The sequence below is a fragment of the Frankia nepalensis genome (genome assembly GCF_016786325.1).
GTDB classification, from domain to species: Bacteria; Actinomycetota; Actinomycetes; order Frankiales; family Frankiaceae; genus Pseudofrankia; species Pseudofrankia nepalensis.
Map to the genome: position 1 here is coordinate 13,627 of NZ_JADWYU010000186.1, position 25,506 is coordinate 39,132.

Below are 25,506 nucleotides of genomic sequence, written 5' to 3' on the forward strand. Positions count from 1 at the left end.
GCGGCCGGACGGACGGGTCACGAGGCGGGCGGGGGCCACCACAGGCGGACCATGCCATCCACGCCAGCCGAGGCGATGCGGGTGCCCGACGGCGCGAACGCCACCGCGGTGACCGCGCCCGCGTGGACGCTGTTCGCGCCGTCGGCGGCGCGCAGCTCGCGCAGGCCGACGAGCTGGCGCCCGCCGTCGGTGTCCCACAGCTCGACGGTCCCGGCGGGGGTGCCGAAGGCGACCCGGGCGCCGTCCGGCGACAGCGCCACCGCGCTCTTCACCGTCAGGCCATTGGTCTGGTAGGTCCGGCGGAGCTGGCCGGGGTGGCGGCGGCCGCGCGGGACGATCACCTCGTAGAGCTCCACCGCCCCGCCCGGCAGGGCGGTCACGACCAGGGCGCCGTCGAAGGAGAGGGCCAGCAGCGGCGCGGCCCCGGGCTCGAGCTGGCCCTGCGCGTCGCCGGCGGGCCGCGGCCGCGGCTGGTACGAGGCCGCCCACAGCCAGCCTCCGCCGTGCCACACGTGCACTCCCTGATCGCTCAGCGCGGCCAGGCGGGCGCCGTCGCGGGAGAACGCCAGCGTGTCCAGCTGGTAGGGACTGTCCAGGCGCCTGAGCAGGCGCCCGCCGGCCGCGTCCTGGATCGCGACGCCGCCGGGGAACGACCGGGCGGCGAACCGGCCATCGGGAGAGAACACCGCGTCACCGGACATGAAGTACTGACCGGCCACGCGTCCCGTGACCGCCTCCCACCGCCGCGCCGTCTGGTCGGTCCCGTGGGAGATGACCTGAGTGGCGTCCGGGGAGCAGACGACCGCGCGCACCGCGCCGGCGTGGCCGGTCAGGCGGGCGAGCTGGCGGCCTCGGACCGCGTCCCAGACCCGCACCGTCTGGTCGTCCCCGGCCGACACGAGGCGGCTGCCGTCCAGGGAGAACATCAGCGCGCGCACCGGGCCGGCGTGGCCGGTCAGCCGGTCGGGCTGGCTGTCGACGGGCGTCTCCCGGGGCCGGGGCATCCGGGAGTTCCCGTCGAGGTGGCGGCCGCGGGTCCGGGACTCGGGCCGCGGCGGGCGCCGTGGCTCGCCGGGCCGTGGGGTGTCCGGCCGCGGGGTGTCGGAATACGGAGTGTCCGGCCGCGGGGAGTCGCGATGCGGTGTGTCCGGCCGCGGAGTGTCGGAATACGGAGTGTCCGGCCGCGGGGAGTCGCGATGCGGTGTGTCCGGCCGCGGGGTGTCCGGCGGCGGGGAGTCGTGACGCGGGTCGGACAGGTCGACGAGGTGTCGCGGGCGGTGGGTCGTCGGCCGCGCGCGCGGGTCGATGACCGTGCTCTCAGCCGTCGAGTCGGCCCGTTCCGGCCGGGAGGTCGGCCGGAGTGTCTCCGTCTCCCCGGTGAAGAAGGCCAGCAGTTCGGCGACCGTGGGCCGGTTGTCGGGGCTCTTGTCCAGGCACGCGCGGATCGTGGCCCGCAGCGAGCTGCCAAGCGTCCCCAGGTCTGGTTCGCGGGTAAGGATGCGGAACATCAGCGTCGACAGCTGCGGATGGTCAAAGGGGCCGTTACCGGTACCGGCAAAGGTGAGCAGGGCGCCGAGGGCGAAGACATCGGCCTTGGCGGTGACCGGATCGCCGTTGATCTGTTCTGGCGACATGTAGGCGTAGCTACCGAAGACGGCGCCAGCCACCGTCAGCGTGCTCGCGGTGGCGACGTGCGCGATCCCGAAGTCGATGATGCGCGGCCCGTCCTCCGCCATGATGATGTTGCCCGGCTTGAGGTCTCGGTGGATGAGCCCGCATCTGTGGATCGCGGCCAGTCCCTCGGCCAGCCCGGCGCCGAGCGCCCGTACCGCGCTCTCGTCGAACAGCCCGCCATCCTTGACGGCGTCCAGCAGCGACGGGCCCGGGATGAAGGCGGTAACCATCCATGGCGGGTCGGCGTCCGGGGCGGCGTCGACGACCGGCGCGGTGTGGAATCCGCCGACCAGGCGGGCGGCGGCGACCTCCCGGGTAAACCGCCGCCGAAAGTCCAGGTCATTGGCGAACTCGGACTTCATGACCTTGACCGCGACCTTGCGGCCGCTCGGCGAGACGCCCAGGAAAACCCGGCCCATCCCGCCTTCGCCCAGCCGGCCGAGCAGCCGGTACTCGCCCACTTGTCGCGGATCGCCATCCCGCAGCGGATCCACGCGCCCCCACCCCCGTAACGGTTAGCAATCAGGCTGTTACACCTTCCGGTGACGCCTGTCAATGCCGCCAGCCGCCCAACGCCGCCAGCCGCCGTCGCTGGACTCTATTCCAGCGCCCCTCGGGAAAGCCGACGGAACGAGGCCCGGTTTGGGCCGCCAGCGCGCGGAATCGCGCCCGGCTTTCCCGGTCGCGCCGGCCGCCGCGGCCGGGAAAGCCGGGCGGCTGGCGGAACCGGGTGGGCCGCGGGCCGGCGCCGGGCGCGCCAGGCGGGTTCCGCGACACCGGCGGCGCCGCGGAACCCGCGCTTCAGGAGACGGCGCTTCAGGAGACGGCGGTTCAGGTGACGGCGGTTCAGCCCGCGATAGGGGTGGAGCCGACGGCCCGGTAGCCGGTGGGCTGGCCCTTGTCGTCGAGGGAGGTGACGAGGCCGCCACGGACGCAGACGGCTGGAGTGGCCGGGTTGGCCAGGCCCCCGCAGCGGAACTTCATCGGGTCCGCGCCCGGCAGCGGCTTCTCCGGCATCGCCTTGATGGCCGCGATGATGGACTCGGACGTGACGTCTCCCGTGAGGTTCTCGGTCGCGGACTGGAGGGCGGCCAGCGTGGTGAACATGCTCAGCGAGCCCTGCCTGTTGACCTCAATCCCCTTGCCCTCGCCATACGCCTCGACGACGGCGGCGAACAGCTTGGTTGACGGGTTATCGGTGCCGACGGGCGCGGTCGCCGACACAGTGACGTTCTTGAGGGTGTCGCCCGGCACGGCCTTGCGGGTCGCGTCGGTGATGCACTGCGCGATCGCCGTGACCGGGCCGCTGAACCCGACCGTGCGCATGCCGTTGAGCGCGGCGATGCAGAACGAGTCGCTGCCCACCAGTTGCACCAGGGTGTCGGTGCCGACGAGTTGCTGCATCTGCGGCGTCATGTCGGCCGTGCCCGGGGGGATCGCGACGAGGTTGAGCTTCACGCCGGCCTTCTCGAACGCCGCGGGTGCGACCTTCTGATAGACGCTCATGACGGACGGCACGTCGATGGCGACGACCGTCACCGTGTCGAGCTTGTTCTCCTTCGCCAGCGAGATCGGCAGGTTGATCATCGAGAACGCCGAGTCGACGAGCACGAAGGTCGACTCCCGGTCGGTCAGGATCGTGGCCGCGTTCGCGCCGCCGAAGACGACCGGGATCTTCGACTCGTGCAGCGGTGTCCAGATGCTCTCGACGACCGACGACGAGCCGACGACGACGGCGACGACGTCCTCCTCGACCATCCGGTTCGCGCAGTCGGTGCCCTTGCCCGGGTCGGCGAGGGTGTCGCACTTGACGACCTCGATCGGGTGCCCGGCCAGGCCGGAGAGGCGCTCGTTGAGGTAGGCGATCGTGGCGTCGGCGACCGGGCCCTCGAAGGACAGGTCGGTGACGGCGCCCTTGCCGTCCGAGATCATCCCGATCTTGACCGGGGTGCCGCTCGCGGCCGCCACCGGCCCGAGCACCTCTTCGACGCCGCCGGGGGCGGTGGTGGCGTTCGGGACGGTGGTGGCGCCCTCGCCCTCGTCGCCACCGCCGCAGGCGACGAGCACCAGGCTCCCGGCCAGTACGGCTAACGCGGCTAACGCACGGGTGCGGTCGCGTGACCGCCGCAGGGCCGGTCGCGTGCTCGCAATCCTGGTTTTGTCCATGTTCATGCCCCTCTGCTCGTGGATGGCCGGCCGCGACGTGGCGGCGAAAGAAGCGAAGCCGACCGAAGAAAGCGAGAGTGAATGCTTGCGTACTTACGCGCGACAGGTCAACAGTTCGCCAACCATCACCACCGCGACCCCTCGGTCGGACCGCGCCCTGTCCTCACCCGCGGCGCCACGAGTCCTCGGCGACGAACGCGGCCGCGCCGGCCGGCCACCGACGACCCGCCGGTCGCGCGGGACCGCCCGCCGGCCGGCGGAGATTTCTCCCCGGCCAGCGGGATGGCTGGGCAGTATGCTTCATGCTTCCGTAACGCCTTGCCACCGGTCCGTGCCGGGGCACCGGACGGCGGTGCGCACCGACACGGGAGGTCGTGGTCAATGACGGCGGGAGCCCAACCCCGGTTACGGGCCGACGCGCGGCGCAACCGCGACCGGATCCTGGTCACGGCCGCGGCCGCGTTCGCCGACGACGGCCCCGACGTGCCGATGGAGGAGATCGCGCGGCTCGCCGGCGTCGGCGTGGGCACCCTCTACCGGCGTTTCCCCGACCGTGAGGCCCTCCTCGTCGCGGTCGTCCAGGACAGCATGGCGCGCGCGCTCGGGCGCACCCGCGCCGCCGCGGCCGAGGCGACACCGGGCCAGGCCTGGGACGCCCTCGTCCGCAGCCTGAGCAGCCCGCGCGAGCTGCGGCTCATGATGAGCCTGACCAGCCTGGCCTCCCCGACGACCGCCGCGGCCGTGCATGCCGACCCGACGACCCGGCGGATCCGCCAGGAGTACGCGGAGGTCCTCGACGGCCTCGTCCGCGCCGCCCAGGCCGAGGGCACGCTGCGCCCGGACGTCGGCGCCGGCGACGTCGCGCACCTGCTCTCCCTGGTCGCCTATGGCCTGCGCCGCACCCCCGACGCGACGGCCGAGATCGCCTTCGAACGGGCCCGCGCCATCGTCCTCGACGGCCTGCGCGCGCGGCCGCGGACCCCGCTGCCCGGCCGCCCCCTCACCACCACCGACCTGGAGGCGGAGTAGCCCCGGGCCTCGCGGCCCGGAGGCTGGCGAGCAGAAAACTAGACCGGCTAGTTGTGTTAGCATCCGGAGGATGATCTTCCGCTAACCGGTCGGCGCCCGCCCGCTGGCGCGCCTCGGCGAGAGGGGCACCGGGTGACCGACCTGAGCGCCGAACGGCGGACCCGCGCCGCGGCTCACGAGCGGGACGAGAGCCCCGCCCTGGCCGGCCGGGGGCGGGTGGTGCTGCTGGCCGTCTCCCTCGGCGCGGTGATCGTCGCGATGACGCAGTCGATGATGATCCCGCTGTTACCGACGCTGCCGGCCGAGCTGGACACCTCAATCACCAGTGTCGAGTGGCTGCTGACGTCGACGATGCTGGTCGCGGCCGTCGCCGTGCCCGTGCTTGGCCGCCTCGGCGACATGTTCGGCAAGCGCCGGCTGCTGCTCGTCGCCCTGTCGGCGCTCGTCGTCGGGTCACTGATCGCCGCGCTGACCGACGACATCAGACTCATGATCCTCGCGCGCGCGGTCCACGGCCTCGCCTCGGCCGCGATCCCGCTCGGCATCAGCCTGCTCGCCGCGCTCCTGCCGGCCGAGCGGGTCGGATCGGCGGCCGCCCTGGTCAGCGCCATGATGGGCGTCGGCAGCGCGCTGGCCCTGCCGACCGCCGGCCTGATCGCCGACAACACCGACTATCACGTGCTGTTCTGGTTCCTCGCCGCCAGCGGCGTGGTCACCTTCGTCCTCGTGCTCACGATCGTGCCGGAGGCGCCGGGCCGCGTCGGCGGCCGGGTGGATCTCGTCGGCGCCGCGCTGCTGTCCGCCGTGCTCCTCACCCTGCTCGTCCCGCTCGCCGAATCCGCCCACTGGGGCTGGGCCTCTCCCAGGGTGTTCGGACTGCTCGCGGCCTCGGCGCTCCTGCTCCTCGTGTTCGGCCTGGCGGAGTCCCGCGCGCGAAACCCGCTCGTCGACCTCGCCTCCCTGCGCCGCAGGGACATGGTGGCGACGAACTTCTGCTCGGTCATGTTCACCGCGGCATTGTTCGCCTCGATGATCGGCACGGTCGGCTACGTGCAGGCACCCGAGGAGACCGGTTACGGGTTCGGGACCTCGCTGCTGGTCGGCGGCCTTTTCATGGTGCCGACCGGCGTGGGCATGCTCCTGCTGGCGCCGGTCTCGGCACGCCTGGTCGCCCGGCGCGGCGCGTCCCGCACCCTGGCGCTGGGCGCGGTCATCGTCGCGTCCGGCTGGGCTGTCCGCATCGCGCTGACCGGCAGCCTGTGGCACGTCCTGCTCGGCACCACCCTGGTGGGCGCCGGCACCGGCATCGGCTACGCCGCCATGCCCGCCCTTATCCACACCTTCACGCCGCTATCAGGGCTGGCCGCGGCAAACGGTCTCAACATGCTTTTCCGGTCGATCGGCAGCGCCCTCGCCAGCGCCATCGGCGGCAGCCTGATCGCCACCTACACCCTGTCCTTGGCCGGCGAGACCCTGCCCTCGCTGACCGCCTACCGCCTGCTCTTCGCCGTCTGCGGCCTCGCCGCCGTCGTCGCCGCTGTTGCCGCGCTGACCATCCGCGACCGGCCGTCGGTCACCTCCAGCGGACCATTCCGCGTCGCCGCGCCGCTGCCATCACCCCCGCGCTGACTCACGTTCTCCTGAGGTGGGATCCGCCGGAGCGGCCCGGTTGGCGTGCACCGCCATGTCGATTTCCCGCCAGACTTGCGGTGGGCCGACGAGCACACTGGCCTCGTGTACCTCGACGTTGAGCGGTGCGTACGGGCCGTCCAGGCGAAGGACGAACGCTTCGACGGGTGGTTCTTCACCGCGGTGCTCACCACCGGGATCTACTGCCGGCCGAGCTGCCCGGCGCGGCCCCCGAGGCCCGAGAACATGCGCTTCTACCCCAGCGCCGCGGCCGCGCAGCAGGCGGGCTTCCGGGCGTGCAAACGCTGCCGGCCGGGGGCCGTGCCCGGATCGCCACAGTGGAACGAGCGCGCGGACCTGGTCGCCCGCGCGATGCGCCTGATCGCCGACGGGCTGGTGGACCGGGACGGCGTGCCGGGGCTGGCCGACCGGCTCGGCTACAGCGTCCGCCAGGTCGAGCGGCAGCTGATGGCCGAGCTCGGCGCCGGGCCGCTCGCCCTGGCCCGCGCGCAGCGCGCGCAGACCGCCCGCCTCCTGATCGAGACCACCGCCCTGCCGATGGCCGAGGTCGCGGACTCGGCGGGTTTCGCGAGCGTGCGCGCCTTCAACGACACCGTTCGGGAGGTCTTCGGGCTTACGCCCACCGAGCTGCGGGCACGCGCGAAGGCAACCGGGGAACCACCGGTGTCGGGCACCATCGTCCTGCGCCTGCCGTTCCGGCGTCCCCTGTGCCCGGACAACCTGTTCGGGCACCTCGCGGCCACGGCCGTGCCCGGTGTCGAGGAATGGCGCGACGGCGCCTACCGCCGGGCGTTGCGGCTCCCGCACGGGCACGGCATCGCGTCGTTGCGGCCCACGCCGGAGTACGTCGAGTGCCGGCTGGCCCTGTCCGACGCGCGTGACCTGACCACCGCGATCAACCGCTGTCGATGGCTGCTCGACCTGGACGCCGACCCGGTCGCGATCGACGCCCAGCTCGGCGCCGACGAGACGCTGGCCCCGCTGGTCGCCAAGAACCCCGGCCGGCGCGTGCCGCGCACCACCGACCCGGAGGAGTTCGCGATCCGCGCCGTGCTCGGCCAGCAGGTGTCGACCGCGGCCGCCCGGACGCTCGCGGCCCGGCTGGTGGCGGCGCACGGCGAGCCGATCGAGGACCGCGAGGGCGGGCTCACCCACCTGTTCCCCACCCCGTCGGCGCTCGCCGGGCTGGACCCGGAGTCGCTCGCCATGCCCCGCTCCCGGCGCGCGACGGTGGGCGCGTTGATCCGTGCCCTCGCGGCTGGCGACCTGGAGCTCGGCGTCGGCGGCGACTGGGAGCGCGGCCGGGCACGGCTCGCGGCGCTGCCGGGCGTCGGCCCGTGGACCGTCGAGTCGGTCGCGATGCGAGCGCTCGGCGACCCCGACGCGTTCGTCGCCACGGATCTCGGCGTGCGGCTCGCCGCCGCCGACCTCGGCCTGCCGTCGACGGCACGGGCGCTGACCGCCCGCTCCGCGCCCTGGCGGCCCTGGCGCGCCTACGCGGTCCAGCACCTGTGGTCCACCCGCGAGCATCCGATCAACCAGATGCCAGCCGACCGTCCGGAGGAGAACTGATGCCCACGAGTTCAGCCCGGGAGACGTCAGCCCACGTGACGCACACCGTCGTCGACAGCCCCGTGGGTTCTCTCACCCTCGTCGCCGTCGACGGCGTCCTCGCCGGCCTCTATATGGAACAACAGCGGCACCGGCCGGCGGAGGAGACGTTCGGCGACCGTGACCCGGCCCCGTTCGGCGCCGTGACCGCCCAGCTGCGGGCGTACTTCGACGGCGCACTGACGGAGTTCGACCTGCCGCTGGCGCCGCGCGGAACGCCGTTCCAACGCGTCGTGTGGAACGCGCTGCGCGAAATCCCGTACGGCCAGACCATCACGTACGGCGAGCTCGCCGACCGGATCGGCCGGCCGGCCGCCGCGCGCGCCGTCGGCCTCGCCAACGGCCGCAACCCGATCGGCATCATCGTGCCGTGCCACCGCGTCATCGGCTCCACCGGCGACCTCACCGGCTACGGCGGCGGCATCGACCGCAAGCGCCACCTGCTCACCCTCGAGGCACGCGGGAACACCCGTGCGCCGATGACGAGCGTCGCCGCGAGCGCGGCGTTGTGGTGAGCGGCCGCCCGGCGGATATCTCGGGGTCGCCGCCGGCCCACACCGGCCGGCGGCGGGACAGGACTGGCTACGCGGGGCGGCGTTTCTGGGGGTGGATGGTCTCGCCGCGGGGGAGCATCGCGACGTAGTCGTCGATGCGGCGGGTCCACGCGGCCTCGGTCTTGAGCGCGGTCAGGCGGTGGTACAGCGCGTACCGGTTCTGCGCGGTAAGGACGTCGAACATCGCCCTTGCCGCTGGCACGGCGTCGATCGCGGCGAGCAGGTCGGGCGGGGTCTGCGCGGTGGCCGAGCCGGCGTACGCCGCCTCCCAACGGCCGTCGGCCTTCGCCGCCGCGACAGCCGCCAGTCCCGGCGGCGCCATCCGGCCCTCGCGTTCCAGCCGCTCGACGTGGCCGATGTTGATGATCGACCAGCGGCTGCGCGGGCCGCGCGGCGTCCAGCGCTGGAACATCGTCTGTTCGTCGCGCCGGCGCGCCTGACCGTCGATCCAGCCGAAGCACAGCGCCTCGTCCAGCGCGCCCCGGTAGTCGAGCGACGTGACCCTCCCGCCCTTCTTCGTCTGCACCAGCCACACCGCGGCCACGGTCGCGTGGTACTCCTGAAGCCAGGCCCGCCAGGCGGCCGCGTCGGGCAGTAGCAGCTCAATCCCGGACAACGTCACGCCCCGCACCCTAACAACGACCATCGCCCGGCTGCGGCGCGCAAGATCTACGGGTCATTCAGTCCTGCATGGTTCTGCCTCGCGCCTCGAGCTGACGGCGGTTCTCGGCAACCCACTGACGGCCGGCGCGTACGTCGTCGATGACGCCAGCGTCGCGTAGCCGCAGGGCCGTCGGCTCGCCCGCCAGCACCCCCGCCTGGACGCCGCGCCAGCAGCAGTCCTGGCACCACAGGATGGTCTCGACCACGCCCGCGCGCTGACGCAGTCCATACGCGGCGCAGATCAGCCTGATCCTCCGCCTGGTCTCGTCCAGGTCGGTCACAGCCGGGCCGAGATGGAGGAACTGCCAGCACACATGCGCGACGTCCTGGATGCGCGCACCAGGGGAAGCCAGATCCCAGTCAAGGAAGGCTACGGGACGCAGGCCGTCGCCCAGGTCTCGGTAGACGGTGTTCCTCGGGGCGAGGTCGTTGTGGCAGACGACCTCGCTGCCACCGGCCAGCGGCGTGCCGGCGGTCAGGTCATGCAACTGGCGCACCAGTTCGGCGACCTGGACGAGGCTCTCATCGCACAGGACGGCCGGAGGCTGCTCGGGCTCCCAGCCGACATGGCCGGGCAGGAAGCCAAGAATCTCCCGGCCATGCTCGTCGACGCCGAGAAACCGCGGCGCCCCCTCCCAACCGCGCTGCTCCAGAAAACCGAGCAGCTGGTGGACGAAACCGGCGTGGGCCGTCACGGGTCTGCGCACCGTATCGCCGCTGCGGACGACGGGGTTCACCCAACCGCCTGGCAGAGGTGTCTCCGTCACATCGACCTCCAGCCGGCCCGGCCCACCGACCCGGCCCCGAGAGCCCCGCCCAGATCATGCCCGGCGGCACCCGCCGACGCTCGGCGCGACGCGGCCGCCATGCCGAGCCACCGCGGCGGCGGCCGCGCATCCCGTCCGACGTGACGGGGAGTTCTGTCAGACGTCAGCGGGCCGACGGCCGTCGATTCATACCCCCGGCGTCGGACAGGACGCCCGGGAGGTGCTTGACGACCGGCGATGGTGGGAGGGCGGTGGGCGGGGGCGGGCGGCCGCGGTGGGGTCCACCGAGGCCGACGTCGCTCGGGGACCGCGTCAGGTGACCGGACCGGACGCGCGGGGCCCGGTCACGGAAGGACACCGCCGTCCGCGACCAGGCCCCGCGCGGCGGGGCTACGGGGCGGCCAGCGCCTCGGTCGGGGAGAGCCGGGCGGCGCGGACCGCCGGGTAGAGGCCGGCCAGCCCGCCGATGGCGAGGGTCGCGCCGACGCCGCCGAGCACCGCCCAGACCGGCAGCACCGGCGGCCAGCCCCGCGTCGCGGCGTACCCGGCGGTGACCGCGGCGCCCAGCAGCGCGCCACCGGTGCCGCCGAGGGCGGACAGCAGCAGCGACTCGGTGAGGAACTGGGCACGGACCTGTCCTCTGGTCGCGCCCAGCGCGCGCCGCAGCCCGATCTCCGACCGCCGCTCCAGCACCGAGATGACCATCGTGTTGGCCACGCCGACCCCGCCGACGAGCAGCGCCACCGCGCCGAGGCCGAGCAGCAGGCCGGTGAACGCCTCCCCCGCGGCCCGCTGAGCGGCGAGCGCGTCGGACGGGCGGGACACCTCCGCCTCGTTCGGAGCCTCCGGGTTGGCGGTGGCGCCGAGCACGGCGCGGACCGCCTCCACCTGGGCTTCCTCCGACCGGACGTAGATGGTCGTCGGATGCCCGTCGAAACCCGCCCTGGACTCCGCGACCTCCCATCCGACCAGCGCCGCGGTGTCCAGCTCGGGGGCGAGCGGGGCCGGTTCGAGGATGCCGACCACGGTGTACCAGTCCCCGCCGAGCAGGACCCGGGTGTCCGGTCCGGCGTGGCCGATCCCCAGCCGCTGGGCGGCGACCGCGCCGAGCACGGTCGCCGGGTAGCCGCTGGTCGCCTCGTTCAGCCAGGTGCCGCTGGCCAGCTCGCCGCCGACGGCGGCCAGCAGGTCGGCGCGGGCGGCGTAGGCGGCGATCCCGTTCGTCTCCGCCTCCGGGATCCGGTCGGTCCGGTAGACCTTCGCGTCCGCGAGCCGCCCGAGGGCCGAAAGCGACTCCACCGGGCCGATCCGGCCGACCATCGCCTCGGCCGCCATGGGCAGCCGGGCCTGTTCTCCGGTCAGCGTGGTCCCCGGCGCGACGGTCAGCAGGTTCGTGCCGAGCGCGTCGAGGGCGCGGTCCAAATCGGCGCGGGATGACGACGATATGCCGACCACCGCGACCATAGCGGCAATCCCGATCGCGATGCCCAGCGCGGACAGGAATGCCCGCAGTGGTCGGGTGCGCAGGCCCACCGCCCCGACCCTGACCATGTCCCCCGGCCACAGCCGGGCCGGCACCAGCCCGCGCCGTCCCCGCGGGCCCGCCGGCCCCGGCCGCGTCGGTGACATGGGGGGCACCGCCGCCGCCAATGACGCCGGTTCCGGCGCCGGTGACGTGGCGGCCGAGGCCGCCGGCGCCGAGGGCGGCATCAGGCCACCTCCCTGGCCGGCGCCCGAACCTGGCCGGTGACGGAGTCGGCCACGATCCGGCCGTCCCGCATCCGCACCTGCCGGGGCAGCGACGCGGCGATCTCCCGGTCGTGGGTGATGACCACCACCGTGGTCCCACCGCCGTGCAGCTCACGCAGCAGCGCCATCACCCCCGCGCCGGACACCGAGTCGAGCGCCCCGGTCGGCTCGTCCGCGAGCAGCAGCGGCGGGTCGCCGGCGACCGCCCGGGCGACAGCGACCCGCTGCCGCTCGCCACCCGACAGCTCGTGCGGCTCGTGGTCCATCCGGTGCCCGAGGCCGACCCGTTCCAGCGCCACCGCGGCCCGCCGGCGTCGCGCCGGCGGCCGCTGTCCGCAGTAGAGAAGGCCGTCGGCCACGTTGTCCAGCGCGCTGACGCCGGCCGCCAGGTGGAACTGCTGGAAGACGAAGCCGATCCGGCTCGCCCGCAGCGCGGACAGCTCGGCGTCCGTGAGCCGCGCCACGTCGTGCCCGTCGACGCGCACGGTGCCCGACGACGGCCGGTCCAGCGCGCCGAGGATGTTGAGCATCGTGGACTTCCCCGACCCGGACGGCCCGACGATCGCGACCAGCTCGCCCCGCTCGATCCGCAGCGTCACGCCAGCGAGCGCGGCGACCCCGCCTGGGTAGACCTTGCTGACGTCGACCAGCTCGATCACGCCGGCATCCCCACCGTGACGCCCTCGGCGATGCCGGGACCGGAGATCTCCACCCGGCCGTCGGCGAACAGGCCAGTGGTCACCGCGACGTACCGCGAGGTCCCGGCCGCCTCGTCGACGACCTCCACCCCGAAACCGCCCTCGGCCAGCGCCAGCAGCGCGGCGACCGGGACGGTGAGCACGTCTGGCCGCTGGGCCGCGGTGAAGGTGACGTCGACCGAGGCCAGCGTGTAGGCGTCGGCGGCCCGCTGCTCCGGCAGCCCGACGACCACCTCGACCGTGGTCGTGGGCTGCGCCTCTGGGCCGGTGCCCGGGACGATCCGGGTCGACACCTCGTCGATCCGGCCGCGGGTCGTCGCGCCGTCCGGGAGGGTGACGGTGACCTCGGCGCCAGCCGTCGCCAGCCGCTGCTCGGAGGTCTCCAGCTCCACGGTCACGGCCTTGGCGATCCCGGTATAGCTCAGCACCGCGCTGCCGGGGCCCACCGGGTCGCCGAGCTCGGCGGTCACGCTGTCCACCCGGACGGCGTCCGCCGCGAACACCACCCGGCCCAGGTCGACCCGCCCGGTCCCGGGCAGTCCCAGGTCCTCCTGCCACCGGGCGACGGCGTCGGCCGTGTCACCGGTGTAGGTGTCGTCGACCGTGAATCCGGCGTAGCCGAGCGCGGCCAGGTTCTCCTCCAGCTGCTGGACGTCGGGGCCCTCGGTTCCCGGGCCCAGCGGCCGGTAGGCGGGCATAGCGCCGTACATCAGGGTCACCGACTGGTCGTCGACCCGGAACAGCTGCTGGCCGCGAGTGATCTCGGCGCCGGTGTCCGGCAGCGCGGTGACGGTGCCGGGCAGCCGGCTGACCGCGGTGGTCGACGGGCCGTGGCCCAGGTCGCCGTCGACGGTCCGGGAGTCGGTCAGCGTCTGCCGGGTGACCTCGGCGGTGCTCGGCGGCAGCGCGCCCGCGTTCGACCCGGCCGCCTCGCCGTCGTCGGCGATGCCGAGCGCCGCCGCGGTGGCCGCCGCCCCGCCCGCGGCCACGACGGTGAGGACGGCCGCGACTCGCCAGCCACGCCGCCGCCTCCGACCGCGGCGGCGACCGCTCCCGGCGGTCTCGGGCCGGTCGGCCCGGTCGGGCCGCTGCTCGGTTTCATCGCCCCGCTCAGCCTCGTCGCCCTGCTCGACCGGCGTCGGCGCGGTCGCCGCCGACGGTGTGGCCGGCCGAGGCGCGGGGGCGTTCGTCGGCGTCGCGGGGTGGCCGTTTCGATCGGCGTTTCCCGTCGGACCAGCGCTCCCGGCGTCTTCCGCGCCCTCGGTGATCAGGATGGCGGCGCCGGTCGCGGCGCCGCCGTCCCGGGCCACCCGGCCCCGCTGGGCTGTGTGCTCCTCGAAGGCCACCCGGGTCATCCCTTCCCGGCGAGGATGCTCTGGCAGGCCTGCTGGGCGGCCTCGAAGTCAGGGTCCTCCCCGACCTCCGGGCCGATCATGATGCCGCCCTGGGCCGGATCGGGGTCGGGGAAGGCCTCGACGCCGTTCTCCCGCATGCACGCGGCGAAGTCCCTGGCCTTCGCGGCCATCTCGGGGTCACCGCCCGCCGGCCCGTTCGCCTGCGGGCTGTACTCGCGGCAGGCCGCCATGGCGGCGTCGACGGTCTCCTTCGGCGTGCTCGGGTCGATCCGCAGCTGGATGCGGCCGTCCACCGGGTCGGGCATGTCGATGCCGTTCTCCCGCATGCACTGCGCGAACTTCATGGCCAGGTCCGCCGGGTTCGGGTCGCCGGTGGCCGTCGCGCCGCCGTCCCCCGCCGAGCCGCCACCCCCGGAGCCGACCCCGGCCGCCGAGGCCACCATCCCGGTGTCGTCGCCGCCCCCGCAACCGGTCAGGGCCAGTGCCAAGGCCAGCGGCAGTGCCGCCAGAACCGCCGGCGTTCGTCGGAAAAGCCTTCGCGTCACGTCGTCTCCTTGCCGCGTCGCCATCTCTCGACCGGCGCTGGTCGCGGCCGGTCGAGCGCTGATGCAACGCACCGGAGCGTTTCCCTGGCGTTTCCATGAGCACCGGCCCACCGCGGCCCCTTGGCCGCGGCCTTTCGAGGGCCTTTTCGAGGTCATCAGGTGGCGCTAACAGTGGGGAAACAGACTGGTCGCGACCATGGGCCGGCGGGGCAGGTGGACGAACGGGGTGACGCCGTGCGGGTACTGGTGGTGGAGGACGAGCCGATGCTCGCCGACGCGGTCGCGGAATGGCTGCGGGACGAGGCGCACGCGGTGGACGTCGTGTACGACGGCGAGGCGGCGCTGGACCGGCTGACCGTGCACAGCTACGACGTGGTCGTGCTCGACCGGGACCTGCCGGCCGTGCACGGAGACGACGTCTGCCGGGAGCTGGTCGCGTCCGGGGCGACCGCCCGGGTGCTGATGCTCACCGCGGCCGCCGAGGTCACCGACCGGGTGGACGGGCTCAGCCTCGGCGCGGACGACTACCTGATCAAGCCGTTCGCCGTCGCGGAGCTGGCGGCCCGGGTCCAGTCGCTGGGCCGGCGGGCTCGCCCGGCCGCGCCGCCGGTGCTGCGCAGGGTGGGGATCACCCTGGACCCGGCCCGGCTCGAGGTGTTCCGGGACGGCCGGTACGTGCCGTTGTCCCGCAAGGAGTTCGCCGTTCTCACCGAGTTGCTGCGGGCCGACGGGGCCGTCGTGTCGGCCGAGCTCCTGTTGGAGAAGGCATGGGACGAACATGCCGACCCGCTGACCGGAGCCGTCCGGCTCGCCATCCTCAAGCTGCGCCGCAAGCTCGGTGACCCGCCGGTCGTCGAGACCGTCACCGGCGTCGGCTACCGCATCCCATGACCGCCGTCGTCGTCCGGCCGCCGTCGCCGCGCCGGGTACCGCCAGGGACGCGGCCCGCGGCGTCGCCTCGGCGCGGGCCGTCGTCCCGCCCGCGCCGGCGAGGGCCGGCGCCGCGGCGCCGCATGCTGCGGACCCGGCTGACGCTGATCTACGGCGGGATGTTCATCGTCGCCGGAGTGGTGCTGCTCGGCGCCACGTACGCGCTGTTCCAGCAGCAACTCAGCGGATCCGGGTTCAAGGTGCTCGCCCAGCGGATCGACACCAACGGGAACGTGACGACCACCGTCAACAGGCAGACCTCGCCGCTGGAAGGCGACGAGGCACTGCTGACCGGCGCGGATGCCGAGCGCTGGATGCGGGAACAGCAGGATCAGCTGCGGCACGCCGCGACCAGATCCCTGCTCGTCCAGGGCGGGATCGCGCTGGGCGTGGTCGGCGGCGCGGCGGCCGGCTTCGGCTGGCTGGTGGCCGGCCGGGTCCTCGCGCCGCTGCACCGGGTCACCGACACCGCCCGCCGGATCGCCGGGGCACCGGCCGCTGATCGGGGGCTGCACGAGCGGATCGCCCTGCGCGGGCCGGACGACGAGGTCAAGGAGCTGGCCGACGCGTTCGACACGATGGTGCAACGGCTCGACCGGTCGTTCGACGGGCAGCGCCGGTTCATCGCGAACGCCTCCCACGAACTCCGCACGCCGCTCACGGTGGGCCGTGCCCTGGTCGAGGTGGCGATGCACCGCCGGTCCGCCTCCGAGGACGTGAAACAGCTGGGTGAGAGCCTGCTCGAGATCAACCTTCGGCACGAGCGACTGATCAGCGGCCTGCTGCTGCTGGCCGGCTCGGAGAGGGAGATCACCGGGCGGCGGCCCGTCGATCTCGCGGACGTCGTCACCCACGTCGTCGCGCAGGTCGCGCCAGAGGCCAGACGGTCCGGGATCGTCGTGCGCGAGACGACGGCCGAGGCGCCGACCAGCGGGGACGCGCTGCTCCTGGAACGGCTGGTGCACAACCTGGTCGAGAACGGCGTGCGGCACAACATCGGGGCGGGCGGCGAGGTGTGGGTGGCCAGCCGCGCCCGGGACGACGGCCTGGTCGAGGTCGAGGTCGCCAACACCGGTCCATCCGTGCCGCCCTACGAGGTCCCGTCACTGTTCGAGCCGTTCCACCGGATGGCGACCGAACGGCTGATCACCGCGAAGGGGGCCGGGCTGGGGCTGTCGATCGTCCGGTCGGTGGCCGAGGCGCACGGTGGCGCGGCCAGGGCCCGAGCCCGCGACGGCGGCGGCCTGGTGGTGACGGTGACCCTGCCCGCCGCTCCCGACGGCGATCCACCCGCCCAGGACTGATCACAGGTGCCGGTCCGCGGGCGAAGGGCGATGTCAGCGATGTCAGCGATGTCAGCGATGTCAAGGCAGCCTTGACACTGTCAGTGCGTCAAGGCTAGCCTGACGCCATGGCGAACACGCGGAGCCCGGTGCCCGGCGAGGGCTGGCTGGAGACGTTGTGCTGCTCGTTCTGCGGCAAGGACAAGGCCGCGGTGACCAAGCTGGTGGCCGGCCCGGGTGTCTACATCTGCAACGAGTGCGTGGACCTCTGCAACCTGATCATCACCGAGCAGCCGGCGCCCGCGTTCGGCTCGTGGGACGAACGGTCGGACGACGATCTACTGACCGGCCTGGCCAAGGTTCAGGCGGTGGTGGCCCAGGCCGATGCCGCCGTCCACGACTACGTGGACGTCCTGCGCGGCCGGGGCATCAGCTGGACCCGGATCGGAGCGGCGCTCGGCGTCTCGAAGCAGGCGGCCTGGGAGCGGTTCTCCGGCGAGGACTGACGGGCTACTCCGGCGGGGCGCCGTCGGATCCGACGTTCGCCGCGATCTCCTCGGGAACCGGAGCGTCCAGGTAGCCCAGCAGCTCCGCCAGTTTCCGGTCCAGTTCCAGGCCGACCTGGGTGATGTTGGGGTCGCCGAGGCCGGCGAACCGGGAGCTCGGCTGGTCGATGGTCAGGCTGGTGGTCGGCCTCGGCGCGGATGCGGCGGCGCCTCCGGCGGCATCGGTCCGGGCAGGCAGCGGGCCCGCGCCGTTCTTCGATGATGTCCCAGCTGGCCGTCCCCCGGGGGTGCTGTCGTAGATCGCGAGGCGAAGCGGCGCGTACAGCAAAGCGGCGGGGTCGTGGCGATACATCCGCTCGGCGATCACGTGGTTGCCCATCAGGTACTCCACGCACCGTCGGGTGCCGCCGGCGAGCCGAAACAGCGGCGAGACATCCATGCGCCAGTAGATCATGAAGCTGTGCGGGGCGTTCTCGGCCGTCGCGTGCCTTACCTCGTCCCAGTCGACACCTTCGCGGACAAGCCCCTCGAACCGCGCGAAGTCCACCGGCGGCACGGCCCGTTCGAAACGTCCCCGGAAACGATCAAAAGATTCGTCAACGGTCACCATCAGCCGGCATGCCTCGGTGATATCGCTGCTGCTGCCCCGCTCCCGGCACGGCTTCATGGTCACCCCCGCGGCCATCCCTCGGCACTTGGCCCGTTCATCGTCACCAGGTGCCGAGACCACCGCAACTCGGCTCAGGCGACCCTCTCGAGCACGGCAGGGTCCGCGGCGACGGCGGCCGCGCTGGCCGTCTCGCCTGCCACGCCGGTCTCCTTCACGATTTCTTCGGCCCGTGGCGCCAGTTGCCCGGGGCTGTGCCGGGTGGCGGGGGCGCGTTGCCACGCCACCGCCACGTCGGAACCCGACGTGCCGGTCATCCGGCGCCGGACCCAGGCGACCGAATCCGGGCGCCGTCAGCCGGTGGCGGTGTCAGCCGGTGACGCCGTCAGCCGGTGACGGTGTCGGCGTAGCGGCGGGCGGCCGCGAGAGCGGCCCGGAGGGTCGCGCCGTCGACTGGCACACCCGCGTCGCCGCCACGCCCGCCGGGACCGAAGTAGATCCCCGCATACGCGGCGGTGTCGCGCTGGAACCGCCAGCCCTCGGCGAGCGGGCCGACGTCCACCCTGTCGTAGCCGATCTCGTCGAGGAAGGCGGTGACCGCCGCCTTCGCGTCGGCGTGATCCCCAGCGATCGCCAGCACTGAGCGGTCCGGCGCCCCGGCCGGGCGGGCCAGTGACAGCAGATGCTTGAAGTAGATGTTGTTGAAGACCTTGACGACCTTCGAGTCAGACAAATGCCGCTGCACCAGCTCGCTGGTCGTGGTCCGCTCGTCATCGAGCTCGGCGATCTGCCCGTCCCGCTGCGGGTAGTAGTTGCAGGTGTCAAGCACGATCTTGCCGGCAAGCGGCTTCGTCGGCACGCTCTCGTAGGCACGCAGCGGGACGGTCACGACCACCAGGTCACCGGCGCGCGCCGCCTCGTCGGGCGTGCCGCCCCTGGCCTGAGGACCGAGCTCGGCCACCAGGCCGGCCAGCGTCTCGGGGCCGCGCGAGTTGCTCAGGACCACGTCATGGCCGGCCGCGAGGGCGAGCCGAGCCACGGTCGAGCCGATGTTGCCGCTTCCGATCAGTCCGATCGTCGTCATACCGCCGCAACGGCCCGTCCGCGCCGCGGCATTCCCGGCCGATGGCGATGCGCGGCAGCTGGAGCCGGGCCCGCGTCCACCGGCGCGGAGGGTTGGCCGACGACCGCCCGGGCAGACCCGCCTGGGGGATGCGATGCCGACGACGTTTGGACCGCGCGCGCGGGTGATCGAGCCGGACAGGAAGGTCACGGACCTGCTCGACGTGCTGCGCCTGCACATGGACATGGACGTCGCGGTCCTCGGCATGTGGGATGGCGACCTGCTGGTCGTCCAGGTGGTCGCCGGTGACGGACGACGGTTCGGGCTGGCTCCTGGCACCACCCTCCGGCACTGCCGAGAGCTTTGCCTCGACGTGGAGAACGGCCTTCTTCCTGTCCTGTCCTGTGATGTCGCCAAGGATCCCCGGGTGGCGAAGCCCACCGTGCTGACGCGCCTGCGGGCCGGCGCCTACACGGTGACGACGCTGACGGACCCGAGCGGCGAGCGCTACGGGCTGCTGTTCTGCATGGCCCGTCGGCCGCGGCCGTCGCTGCAGGGACGCCACCACCAGTTCCTGTGCCTGACGGCCGCGTTCCTGGGTGACTCCCTGCTCGACCTCCGGCACATGTGGGAGGCGCGCAGCGAGGTGTGGTCGACGATCAGCGACCTCATCGACGCCGGCAAACCGAAGATCGTGTACCAGCCCATCGTCCAGCTCGACACGGGCGAGGTCGCCGCCGTCGAGGCGCTGGCCCGGTTCCCCGCCCGCCGCGGCGGGAAGGTCCGCAGCACCGAGGAATGGTTTCTCGACGCCCATCTGGTGGGTCTGTCGACGGAGCTGGAAACGGTCGCGATCAAGCACGCGCTCACGGCGCTCCCCCGGCTCGCCGACGGCATGCTGCTCGCGATCAATGCCTCGTGCGGCACGATCGCCGCCACTCTGCCCGATATCATCCTCGACCTCCCGGGCCGAGATCGACTCATCATCGAGATCACCGAACACGAGAACTGCCTCACCAAACCGAAGGCGATGCGGGTCATCCAGCACTTTCGCGAGCTCGGCGTCCGCATCGCGATCGACGACACCGGCACGGGCTACTCGGGCCTGGAGCAGCTCGTCAGGCTCCGCCCGGACATCATCAAGGTCGACCACATCTTCACCCGCAAGCTCCACCGCGACCCCGCCCGCCGCGCGCTGGCCGCCGGCCTGGTCCAGCTGGCCCGCGAGATCGACGGAACGGTCGTCGCGGAGGGGATCGAGACCACCGTCGAACGCGATGCCGTGATCAGCGTGGGTATCTCCCACGGGCAGGGATTCCTGCTCGGCAGACCAGCACCCACCCCGCCGGCCACGCCTCGCCTGGAAGCCGCGAGCAGGCTGTGAACTCGGCTGGGTGGGCTCGGACGGGTCAGGGTTCGGATGGGTCAGGGTGTCGAACGCGTCAGCCCTCGGTCAAGGCCGCGGCCGGCCAGTTCGGCCAGTTCCCGGAGCGGCCGGCCAGTTCCTGGAGCGGTTGCGGAGGCCCGAGCAGGCTGCCCTGTCCGAAATCACAGCCGGCGGCGCGAAGGGTGTCGAGCTGGGGCTGGGTCACTATGCCGTCCGCGACCACGGTCAGCCCGGTTGCCGCCGCGAAGTCGATGAGCGCCTTGCGGGCGGGCGGCACGGTGCGCCGCGAGGCCTGCCCGGCCGACAGCAGGTCGGCGGACAGCGCCCTGTCGAGCTTGATGAGGCTGACGGGTAGCCGGTAGAGCGCGCCAAGCGAGCTGTCCAGGGCACCGACGCCGTCGAGGGCGATGTCCACGCCGGTGCCGGTGAGCCAGCCAAGGATGGTCTCGGCGGCGGTCAGGTCGGGGATGCGGGCGGTTCTCTCGATCTCCAGGACCAGCGTGCCCGCACCCAGGTGGTGGCGGCGCAGCGACTCCTCGACGCGGTCGACGAACTCGCGCCTGCCGACGCTTCCGGGGGACACGTTGAGGTGCAGGCGGACGGGGGCGCCCAGCCGATCCCGGATCGCCGGCAGGTCCCGGCAGGCGCGCTCGCGCAGGTAGCCGTCCAGGTCGTCGGCCAGGCCGTCCCGCTCCGCCACTCCGAGGAGCTCGCGCGCCGGTATCGGAGCGCCGGACGCCTGTGTCCAGCAGAGCATGGCCTCGACGGCGGCCGTCCGGCCGTCGCGCAGGCAGCGGATCGGCTGGTAGCAGACGGTGAGCGCGCCGGGGGTGGCGTCGCCCATCAGCTTCGCCGCGAGGGACGAGCCGCTCAGGTCGTCCGCGTCCGCGGTGGCGGACCCGCGGGGATAGTGGGTGACCAGGCTGCCCTTGGCGCCGTGCTTGGCGGCGTACATCGCGCTGTCGGCCTGGTGCAGCAGCTGCTCGGCATCGTCGGCGGGCTGGCCGAGGTCGGCCGTGGCCAGACCGACGCTCGCGCCCATGTACCTGAGGTGCCCGTGGATGGTGAAGGGCGGGCTCATCGCGGCCAGGATCCGCTCTCCGATGCGGCGCCCGAGGACTGTCGGCGTGCTGGCGTGCTCCGTTTCGGTGATCAGGACAGCGAACTCGTCGCCGCCCAGGCGAGCCACGAGATCGTCCCGCCGGACCGCTTCGCGTAGCCGTTCGGCGACCGCGCGCAGCAGGTCGTCGCCCGCCCCATGACCGAGGGTGTCGTTGACGGACTTGAAGCCGTCGAGATCGACAAACAGCACACCCACCGCCTGGCCGCCGGACTGGTGGTCCGCGATGGCTCGTTCGAGTTCTCGGGTGAAGTGGGCACGGTTGGGCAGCCCGGTCAGCGGATCGTGGAAGGCCTGGTAGCGGACCTGGTCATGGGCCGCCTGCAGCGTGGCGAGCAGGCGAATATTCTGCGCCACCGTGATCAGCTGGCGAACCGCCACCAGCGTCGCCAGGATGAGCGTCAGGAAGAGCGCGGCGCCTCCCAGCGCGGCGCCGCTGGCCGCCAGCCCCACGATGATGACGGCGGCGGCCCCAAGCGGCAGGTATGGCACATAGTTGTGTGCCCACGGCCAGCCCACGCGTCCCGTCCGCGGCCGGGTCAGATCATCGCCCGAGCTGCCGGCCTGTCGGCGACGCTCGGGTACGACGATGGCCAGGGCGAGCAGCGGCGGACCGACGGCCAGGCAGGCCCAGTAGGGCGCGGTGGCATCGATCTCCGGCGCGTGTTCGATCGACAGGTTCACCGTCTGCGCCTCGGGGGCGAGCAGCACGGCCAGCCCGATGCCGAGCAGGGCCAGCGACCGGCCGTTACGCGGCTGGCGGAAGGTCCCGACCAACATCACAACGATCAGCGCGAGCATCCCCCCCAACGAGATCGCCATCGCGATGGCAAAGGACAACCCAGGCAGATCGCCGGAGACGATCTTGCCCAGCACGACGATCCAGACGATCAGCAGCATGGAGACCATGATCACCAGGCCGTCCAGCGCGACGAGCGCGTCCGAGTAACGGGGCCGCCCGACCCGCCGCCGGGGAGGACCCCGGCTGACGTCACCGCCGTCCACCTTGGTCGGGATCCACAGCAGGCCCGCCAGGATGATGGCGCAGGGCAACAGGTACACGAGATCCGCGCGGCCGAGTGTGGCCTCCGGGATACGCAGGACGGCATATTGGCGGACCCAGTCAGCGGCACCGAAGACCGAGGTGATCGGGATCGTCCCCACCAGCAACCGCCAGCGGCGATCAGGACCACGGGTCCGCGCCACCCCCACCATGGCGACCACCGCCGCGGCGACGGCCGCGAAGATCATCGTTGTCGCCTGGAAGATCAACTGCTCCCGGCCGTCCAGGAATGGCAGGGGAAGGACCGCCGACAGGGCGAGGATGACGGTGCCAATGGCCAGCACCCGGAAGGTCCTTTCGGTGACCGGCTGAACGCATCCAGCAGTGGATGTCTGGCGCGACCGAGCGCTCCCTAGCCCCATGGACATGCTCCTCCCACCGGCAGTATCGCCATGGGCACCGAACGCCACACCTGGTCGCGCTGTTAGCTCCTGGCCGGTGACAACTGGTAGCGCGGGCCGCGGGCGCGCGCCGCTCCGCCCGCTCTGCCCTCGTGTCGGCGCATCCGCGACGGATGCCGGCCGCGCGGATGACGTGGTCGGAGCCGTTCGCACCATGAGTTCGCTGTACAAGGGGCGCCGCGACGGATCGGGAGCGAGCCCGGAGTCGGCGGGCTCAGGGTTTGGCGGGGATGACGAGGGCGTCTACGGCTATCGCGCCCTTGCCCGCTGGGCGGACCAGAATGGGGTTGATGTCCAGTTCGGCGACCTGGTCGCCCAGATCCACGGCCAGGGCCTGAACGCGCAGGATGATGTCCACTAGGGCGTCTATGTCACCGGCGTGCCGACCGCGGGTACCGCGAAGCAGCTTGACGCCCTTCGTCGCCTCGATCATCGAGCGCGCGTAGTCGGCGTCGAACGGCGGAACGCCGAAGGAGACGTCCTTGAAGACCTCGGTGAAGACGCCGCCAAGGCCGTAGGTGATGGTGGGGCCGAAGGGGTGCTGGTGTGAGACGCCCAGGATCACCTCGGCCACGGCGTCGGTGACCTGCTGGGCGACGAGGACGCCGTCGACGGTCGCGCCGGGGGCCGCGGACGCGGCCGCGGCGAGCAGGTGGTCGTAGGTGGCGCGGACGGCGGCCTCGTCGGCCACACCGACGACGACCAGCCCGAGGTCGGACTTGTGCGCGATGTCCGCGGAGACGATCTTCATGACGACGGGGTAGCCGTAGCCGGACGCCGCGGCGACGGCCTCGTCGGCCGACCTCGCGATCCGCTCCCCCGCGACCGGGATGCCGTAGGCGGCGAGCAGCCGCTTGGACGTGACCTCGTTGAGCGCCGCGCCGGTCGCGCCCGCCAGCAGGTCGCGCGCCGCGGCGCGCGCCGAGGAGCGCTCGTCGGACGCCGGCCCACCCGTCTCGGCTTCGAACGGGCTCCGGTAGTCACGGACGAAGGTCGAGTAGCGGCCGAGCTCGGAAAGGCCGCGGACCGCCGCGCCGAACGAGTGGAACACCGGCACGCCGGCGTCGCACAGGGACTTGTAGGCCTCGTCCCGGATGGGCGAGATCCAGGCGGCGACCACCGGCTTGCCCTCGCCGGCTAGGAATTTCTGGTGCAGCGCCACCAGGTCACGGGCCAGCGCGTCGCTCATGCCCGGGAAGACGCCGGTGATGGGCGCGAAGAGCACGTCGGTGTTCGGGTCGTCGAGCATCAGCTCGAGAACCTTGCGGTTTTCAGGACGGGCGGTGATGGCGCCGCCGGAGTCGACCGGATTGTCCCGGCGCAGGTACCAGGGGATGTACTCCTCGAGCGCGTCGACCGTCGACTGCTCGAACTTCGGAATCTTCACCCCGGCGGCGCCGAACAGGTCGGCGAGGTGCGACGCGGTGCCGCCGGACATCGCGTAGACGGCGATGCCGCCGGTGCCGCCGACCAGGCCGGTGTGGCAGAACATGTTGGAGATCTCGATGACCTCGTCGAGGTCGTCGACCCGGATGACGCCGTACTGCTCGAAGACCGCGTCGTGCACGGCGTCGGCACCGGTGAGGTGGCCCGTGTGCGCGGCGGCCATCACCCGGCCCTCCTCGCTGCGGCCGACCTTGATCGCGATGATCGGGATGCCGGCCTTGGCGCAGGCGTCGGCGGCCAGCTGGAAGGCCCGGCCGTCCTGGAAGCCCTCGACATAGGTCGCGATGGCGCCGATGTCCGGCCGGTGCGTGGCCAGGTAGGCGACGAAGTCGGCCCATTCCAGGTCGGCCTCGTTGCCGATCGTCGCCCAGATCTCAATGCCGACGCCGAGGGCCTGCGCCTGGGTGATCGGGCGGCCCTGGTAGCCGGACTGGGTGACGATGGCGAGCTTCTTCTTGCTCGGCAGCCCGTCGGGCCAGGGCTCGAAGATGTTCAGGTTGGTGTTCGGGCCGATGATCCGGGTCGCCCCCGAGGCCAGCTCCTTGAGCTTCGCGTCGGCCGCGTCGCCCTCGGCGGTGCCCAGCTCGCTGAAACCGGCGGAGAAGACGACGACGAAGCCGGCGTTCCGGTTGACCGCCTCCTCGACGACCGGCAGCGCGTCGCGGACCAGCACGATGACGATGTCCGGGTCGGCCGGCAGCGCGCTGACGCTCGGGTAGGCCTTGGTGCCCAGGATCTCGGGCTTCTTCGGGTGCACCGGGACGACCTCGGCGCCCAGCGCGCCCAGGCGCGCCGAGACCTGCGTCCACTGCGCCCGCTGCTGGGTGCCCTCGGTGTCGGACGCGCCGACGACGGCGACGTACCGCGGCGAGAACAGCCGCGACCAGTCGACGTGCCGAATCTCAGGCATGAAGATCCTCCTTGCGGAACTCGCTCGCTGAGAGGCGAACCAGGAAAAACAACGCGCCGCCCAGACGGGGCGAACCATGACAGACATGACGCTGGGACTGTGTCCCGCACGGCGCGGAGGCGCGCCTGCGCGGAAGCCCGGCCACGAGCGAAGCGAAGTGGCCTCCCCGCGGGGAGCGGGTTGATTCGTGACGTTGCGGTGTTACACGACTGAGCTGGCGCGGAGGCGCGCCTCCGCGGAGGCCTCCCCGCCGGGAGCGGTTGATTCGTGACGTTGCGGTGTTACGCGACTGAGCTGGCGCGGAGGCGCGCCTCCGCGGAGGCCCGTCC

Annotated in this window: 21 protein-coding genes; 8 read left to right on the plus strand and 13 right to left on the minus strand. The window is 72.8% G+C overall.

The window, feature by feature from the left end; all coding sequences use genetic code 11:
- Positions 1 to 17 precede the first annotated feature (17 nt).
- On the minus strand, positions 18 to 2,168 hold the full coding sequence (locus I6A81_RS28085; protein WP_203003179.1) for a WD40 repeat domain-containing serine/threonine protein kinase: 2,151 nt from the start codon (positions 2,166 to 2,168) through the stop codon (positions 18 to 20).
- Between the two features lie 352 nt (positions 2,169 to 2,520).
- Complete coding sequence (locus I6A81_RS28090; protein WP_307874967.1) at positions 2,521 to 3,846, minus strand: ABC transporter substrate-binding protein; 1,326 nt, start codon at positions 3,844 to 3,846, stop codon at positions 2,521 to 2,523.
- A gap of 375 nt (positions 3,847 to 4,221) precedes the next feature.
- Between I6A81_RS28090 and I6A81_RS28095 the strand changes: the two genes are divergently transcribed.
- From I6A81_RS28095 to I6A81_RS28110, 4 genes are all read left to right on the plus strand, one after another.
- Positions 4,222 to 4,869, plus strand: a complete 648-nt coding sequence (locus I6A81_RS28095) for a TetR/AcrR family transcriptional regulator (protein ID WP_203003178.1) — start codon at positions 4,222 to 4,224, stop codon at positions 4,867 to 4,869.
- Positions 4,870 to 5,001: 132 nt separating this feature from the next.
- The gene (locus I6A81_RS28100; RefSeq protein WP_307874968.1) at positions 5,002 to 6,498 is read left to right on the plus strand and encodes an MFS transporter; all 1,497 of its coding nucleotides are present in this window, start codon (positions 5,002 to 5,004) and stop codon (positions 6,496 to 6,498) included.
- A gap of 105 nt (positions 6,499 to 6,603) precedes the next feature.
- A complete protein-coding gene (locus tag I6A81_RS28105; protein WP_203003177.1) occupies positions 6,604 to 8,091 on the plus strand; it encodes an AlkA N-terminal domain-containing protein in 1,488 nt (495 codons plus the stop codon).
- Positions 8,091 to 8,645, plus strand: a complete 555-nt coding sequence (locus tag I6A81_RS28110) for a methylated-DNA--[protein]-cysteine S-methyltransferase (RefSeq protein WP_203003176.1) — start codon at positions 8,091 to 8,093, stop codon at positions 8,643 to 8,645. Before I6A81_RS28105 ends, I6A81_RS28110 begins: the two co-directional genes overlap by 1 nt.
- A gap of 67 nt (positions 8,646 to 8,712) precedes the next feature.
- Here the strand turns inward: I6A81_RS28110 and I6A81_RS28115 are convergent, their stop codons facing one another.
- From I6A81_RS28115 to I6A81_RS28140, 6 genes are all read right to left on the minus strand, one after another.
- Positions 8,713 to 9,306, minus strand: a complete 594-nt coding sequence (locus I6A81_RS28115; protein ID WP_307874969.1) for a YdeI/OmpD-associated family protein — start codon at positions 9,304 to 9,306, stop codon at positions 8,713 to 8,715.
- A 58-nt stretch (positions 9,307 to 9,364) separates the two neighbouring features.
- Complete coding sequence (locus I6A81_RS28120; RefSeq protein WP_203003174.1) at positions 9,365 to 10,042, minus strand: phosphotransferase; 678 nt, start codon at positions 10,040 to 10,042, stop codon at positions 9,365 to 9,367.
- Between the two features lie 462 nt (positions 10,043 to 10,504).
- A complete protein-coding gene (locus I6A81_RS28125; protein WP_203003173.1) occupies positions 10,505 to 11,743 on the minus strand; it encodes an ABC transporter permease in 1,239 nt (412 codons plus the stop codon).
- A gap of 80 nt (positions 11,744 to 11,823) precedes the next feature.
- Positions 11,824 to 12,522 (minus strand): ABC transporter ATP-binding protein, encoded by a 699-nt coding sequence (locus I6A81_RS28130; RefSeq protein ID WP_203003172.1) that lies wholly within the window; start codon positions 12,520 to 12,522, stop codon positions 11,824 to 11,826.
- The gene (locus tag I6A81_RS28135) at positions 12,519 to 13,907 is read right to left on the minus strand and encodes a peptidoglycan-binding protein (protein WP_307874970.1); all 1,389 of its coding nucleotides are present in this window, start codon (positions 13,905 to 13,907) and stop codon (positions 12,519 to 12,521) included. The genes I6A81_RS28130 and I6A81_RS28135 overlap by 4 nt, the downstream gene beginning before the upstream one ends.
- A 5-nt stretch (positions 13,908 to 13,912) precedes the next feature.
- Positions 13,913 to 14,461 carry a hypothetical protein gene (locus tag I6A81_RS28140; RefSeq protein ID WP_307874971.1) on the minus strand — a complete coding sequence of 183 codons (549 nt, stop codon included), beginning with the start codon at positions 14,459 to 14,461 and terminating at the stop codon, positions 13,913 to 13,915.
- 234 nt (positions 14,462 to 14,695) lie between these two features.
- Between I6A81_RS28140 and I6A81_RS28145 the strand changes: the two genes are divergently transcribed.
- The 3 genes from I6A81_RS28145 to I6A81_RS46335 all read left to right on the plus strand — a co-directional run bounded on the left by I6A81_RS28145 (position 14,696) and on the right by I6A81_RS46335 (position 17,180).
- On the plus strand, positions 14,696 to 15,352 hold the full coding sequence (locus I6A81_RS28145) for a response regulator transcription factor (protein WP_203003189.1): 657 nt from the start codon (positions 14,696 to 14,698) through the stop codon (positions 15,350 to 15,352).
- A 122-nt stretch (positions 15,353 to 15,474) separates the two neighbouring features.
- A complete protein-coding gene (locus tag I6A81_RS28150; protein ID WP_203003170.1) occupies positions 15,475 to 16,695 on the plus strand; it encodes a sensor histidine kinase in 1,221 nt (406 codons plus the stop codon).
- A gap of 107 nt (positions 16,696 to 16,802) precedes the next feature.
- Positions 16,803 to 17,180, plus strand: a complete 378-nt coding sequence (locus I6A81_RS46335) for a ClpX C4-type zinc finger protein (protein ID WP_203003169.1) — start codon at positions 16,803 to 16,805, stop codon at positions 17,178 to 17,180.
- Positions 17,181 to 17,184: 4 nt separating this feature from the next.
- Here the strand turns inward: I6A81_RS46335 and I6A81_RS28160 are convergent, their stop codons facing one another.
- The 3 genes from I6A81_RS28160 to I6A81_RS28170 form a co-directional block, all read right to left on the minus strand.
- The gene (locus I6A81_RS28160) at positions 17,185 to 17,847 is read right to left on the minus strand and encodes a hypothetical protein (protein ID WP_203003188.1); all 663 of its coding nucleotides are present in this window, start codon (positions 17,845 to 17,847) and stop codon (positions 17,185 to 17,187) included.
- A gap of 74 nt (positions 17,848 to 17,921) precedes the next feature.
- Positions 17,922 to 18,104, minus strand: a complete 183-nt coding sequence (locus I6A81_RS28165; protein WP_203003168.1) for a hypothetical protein — start codon at positions 18,102 to 18,104, stop codon at positions 17,922 to 17,924.
- A gap of 68 nt (positions 18,105 to 18,172) precedes the next feature.
- Complete coding sequence (locus I6A81_RS28170; RefSeq protein WP_203003167.1) at positions 18,173 to 18,871, minus strand: NADPH-dependent F420 reductase; 699 nt, start codon at positions 18,869 to 18,871, stop codon at positions 18,173 to 18,175.
- Between the two features lie 133 nt (positions 18,872 to 19,004).
- Here I6A81_RS28170 and I6A81_RS28175 point away from each other — a divergent pair, with 133 nt between their 5' ends.
- Positions 19,005 to 20,234 (plus strand): EAL domain-containing protein, encoded by a 1,230-nt coding sequence (locus I6A81_RS28175; protein ID WP_203003166.1) that lies wholly within the window; start codon positions 19,005 to 19,007, stop codon positions 20,232 to 20,234.
- Between the two features lie 58 nt (positions 20,235 to 20,292).
- Here the strand turns inward: I6A81_RS28175 and I6A81_RS28180 are convergent, their stop codons facing one another.
- Together I6A81_RS28180 and I6A81_RS28185 are read right to left on the minus strand one after the other, a co-directional pair.
- A complete protein-coding gene (locus tag I6A81_RS28180) occupies positions 20,293 to 22,704 on the minus strand; it encodes a putative bifunctional diguanylate cyclase/phosphodiesterase (RefSeq protein WP_203003165.1) in 2,412 nt (803 codons plus the stop codon).
- Positions 22,705 to 23,035: 331 nt separating this feature from the next.
- Positions 23,036 to 25,177, minus strand: coding sequence for an acetate--CoA ligase family protein (locus tag I6A81_RS28185; RefSeq protein WP_203003164.1), 2,142 nt, complete (start codon positions 25,175 to 25,177; stop codon positions 23,036 to 23,038).
- Positions 25,178 to 25,506 lie beyond the last annotated feature (329 nt).

What these genes read in the sequence shown, in the direction of transcription:
- I6A81_RS28090 (WP_307874967.1), bottom strand. Translation starts at nt 3,846, where the DNA reads ATGAACATGGACAAAACCAGGATTGCGAGCACGCGACCGGCCCTGCGG.
- I6A81_RS28095 (WP_203003178.1), top strand. Translation starts at nt 4,222, where the DNA reads ATGACGGCGGGAGCCCAACCCCGGTTACGGGCCGACGCGCGGCGCAAC.
- I6A81_RS28110 (WP_203003176.1), top strand. Translation starts at nt 8,091, where the DNA reads ATGCCCACGAGTTCAGCCCGGGAGACGTCAGCCCACGTGACGCACACC.
- I6A81_RS28125 (WP_203003173.1), bottom strand. Translation starts at nt 11,743, where the DNA reads ATGTCACCGACGCGGCCGGGGCCGGCGGGCCCGCGGGGACGGCGCGGG.
- I6A81_RS28150 (WP_203003170.1), top strand. Translation starts at nt 15,475, where the DNA reads ATGCTGCGGACCCGGCTGACGCTGATCTACGGCGGGATGTTCATCGTC.
- I6A81_RS46335 (WP_203003169.1), top strand. Translation starts at nt 16,803, where the DNA reads ATGGCGAACACGCGGAGCCCGGTGCCCGGCGAGGGCTGGCTGGAGACG.
- I6A81_RS28160 (WP_203003188.1), bottom strand. Translation starts at nt 17,847, where the DNA reads ATGAAGCCGTGCCGGGAGCGGGGCAGCAGCAGCGATATCACCGAGGCA.
- I6A81_RS28165 (WP_203003168.1), bottom strand. Translation starts at nt 18,104, where the DNA reads ATGACCGGCACGTCGGGTTCCGACGTGGCGGTGGCGTGGCAACGCGCC.
- I6A81_RS28170 (WP_203003167.1), bottom strand. Translation starts at nt 18,871, where the DNA reads ATGACGACGATCGGACTGATCGGAAGCGGCAACATCGGCTCGACCGTG.
- I6A81_RS28175 (WP_203003166.1), top strand. Translation starts at nt 19,005, where the DNA reads ATGCCGACGACGTTTGGACCGCGCGCGCGGGTGATCGAGCCGGACAGG.
- I6A81_RS28185 (WP_203003164.1), bottom strand. Translation starts at nt 25,177, where the DNA reads ATGCCTGAGATTCGGCACGTCGACTGGTCGCGGCTGTTCTCGCCGCGG.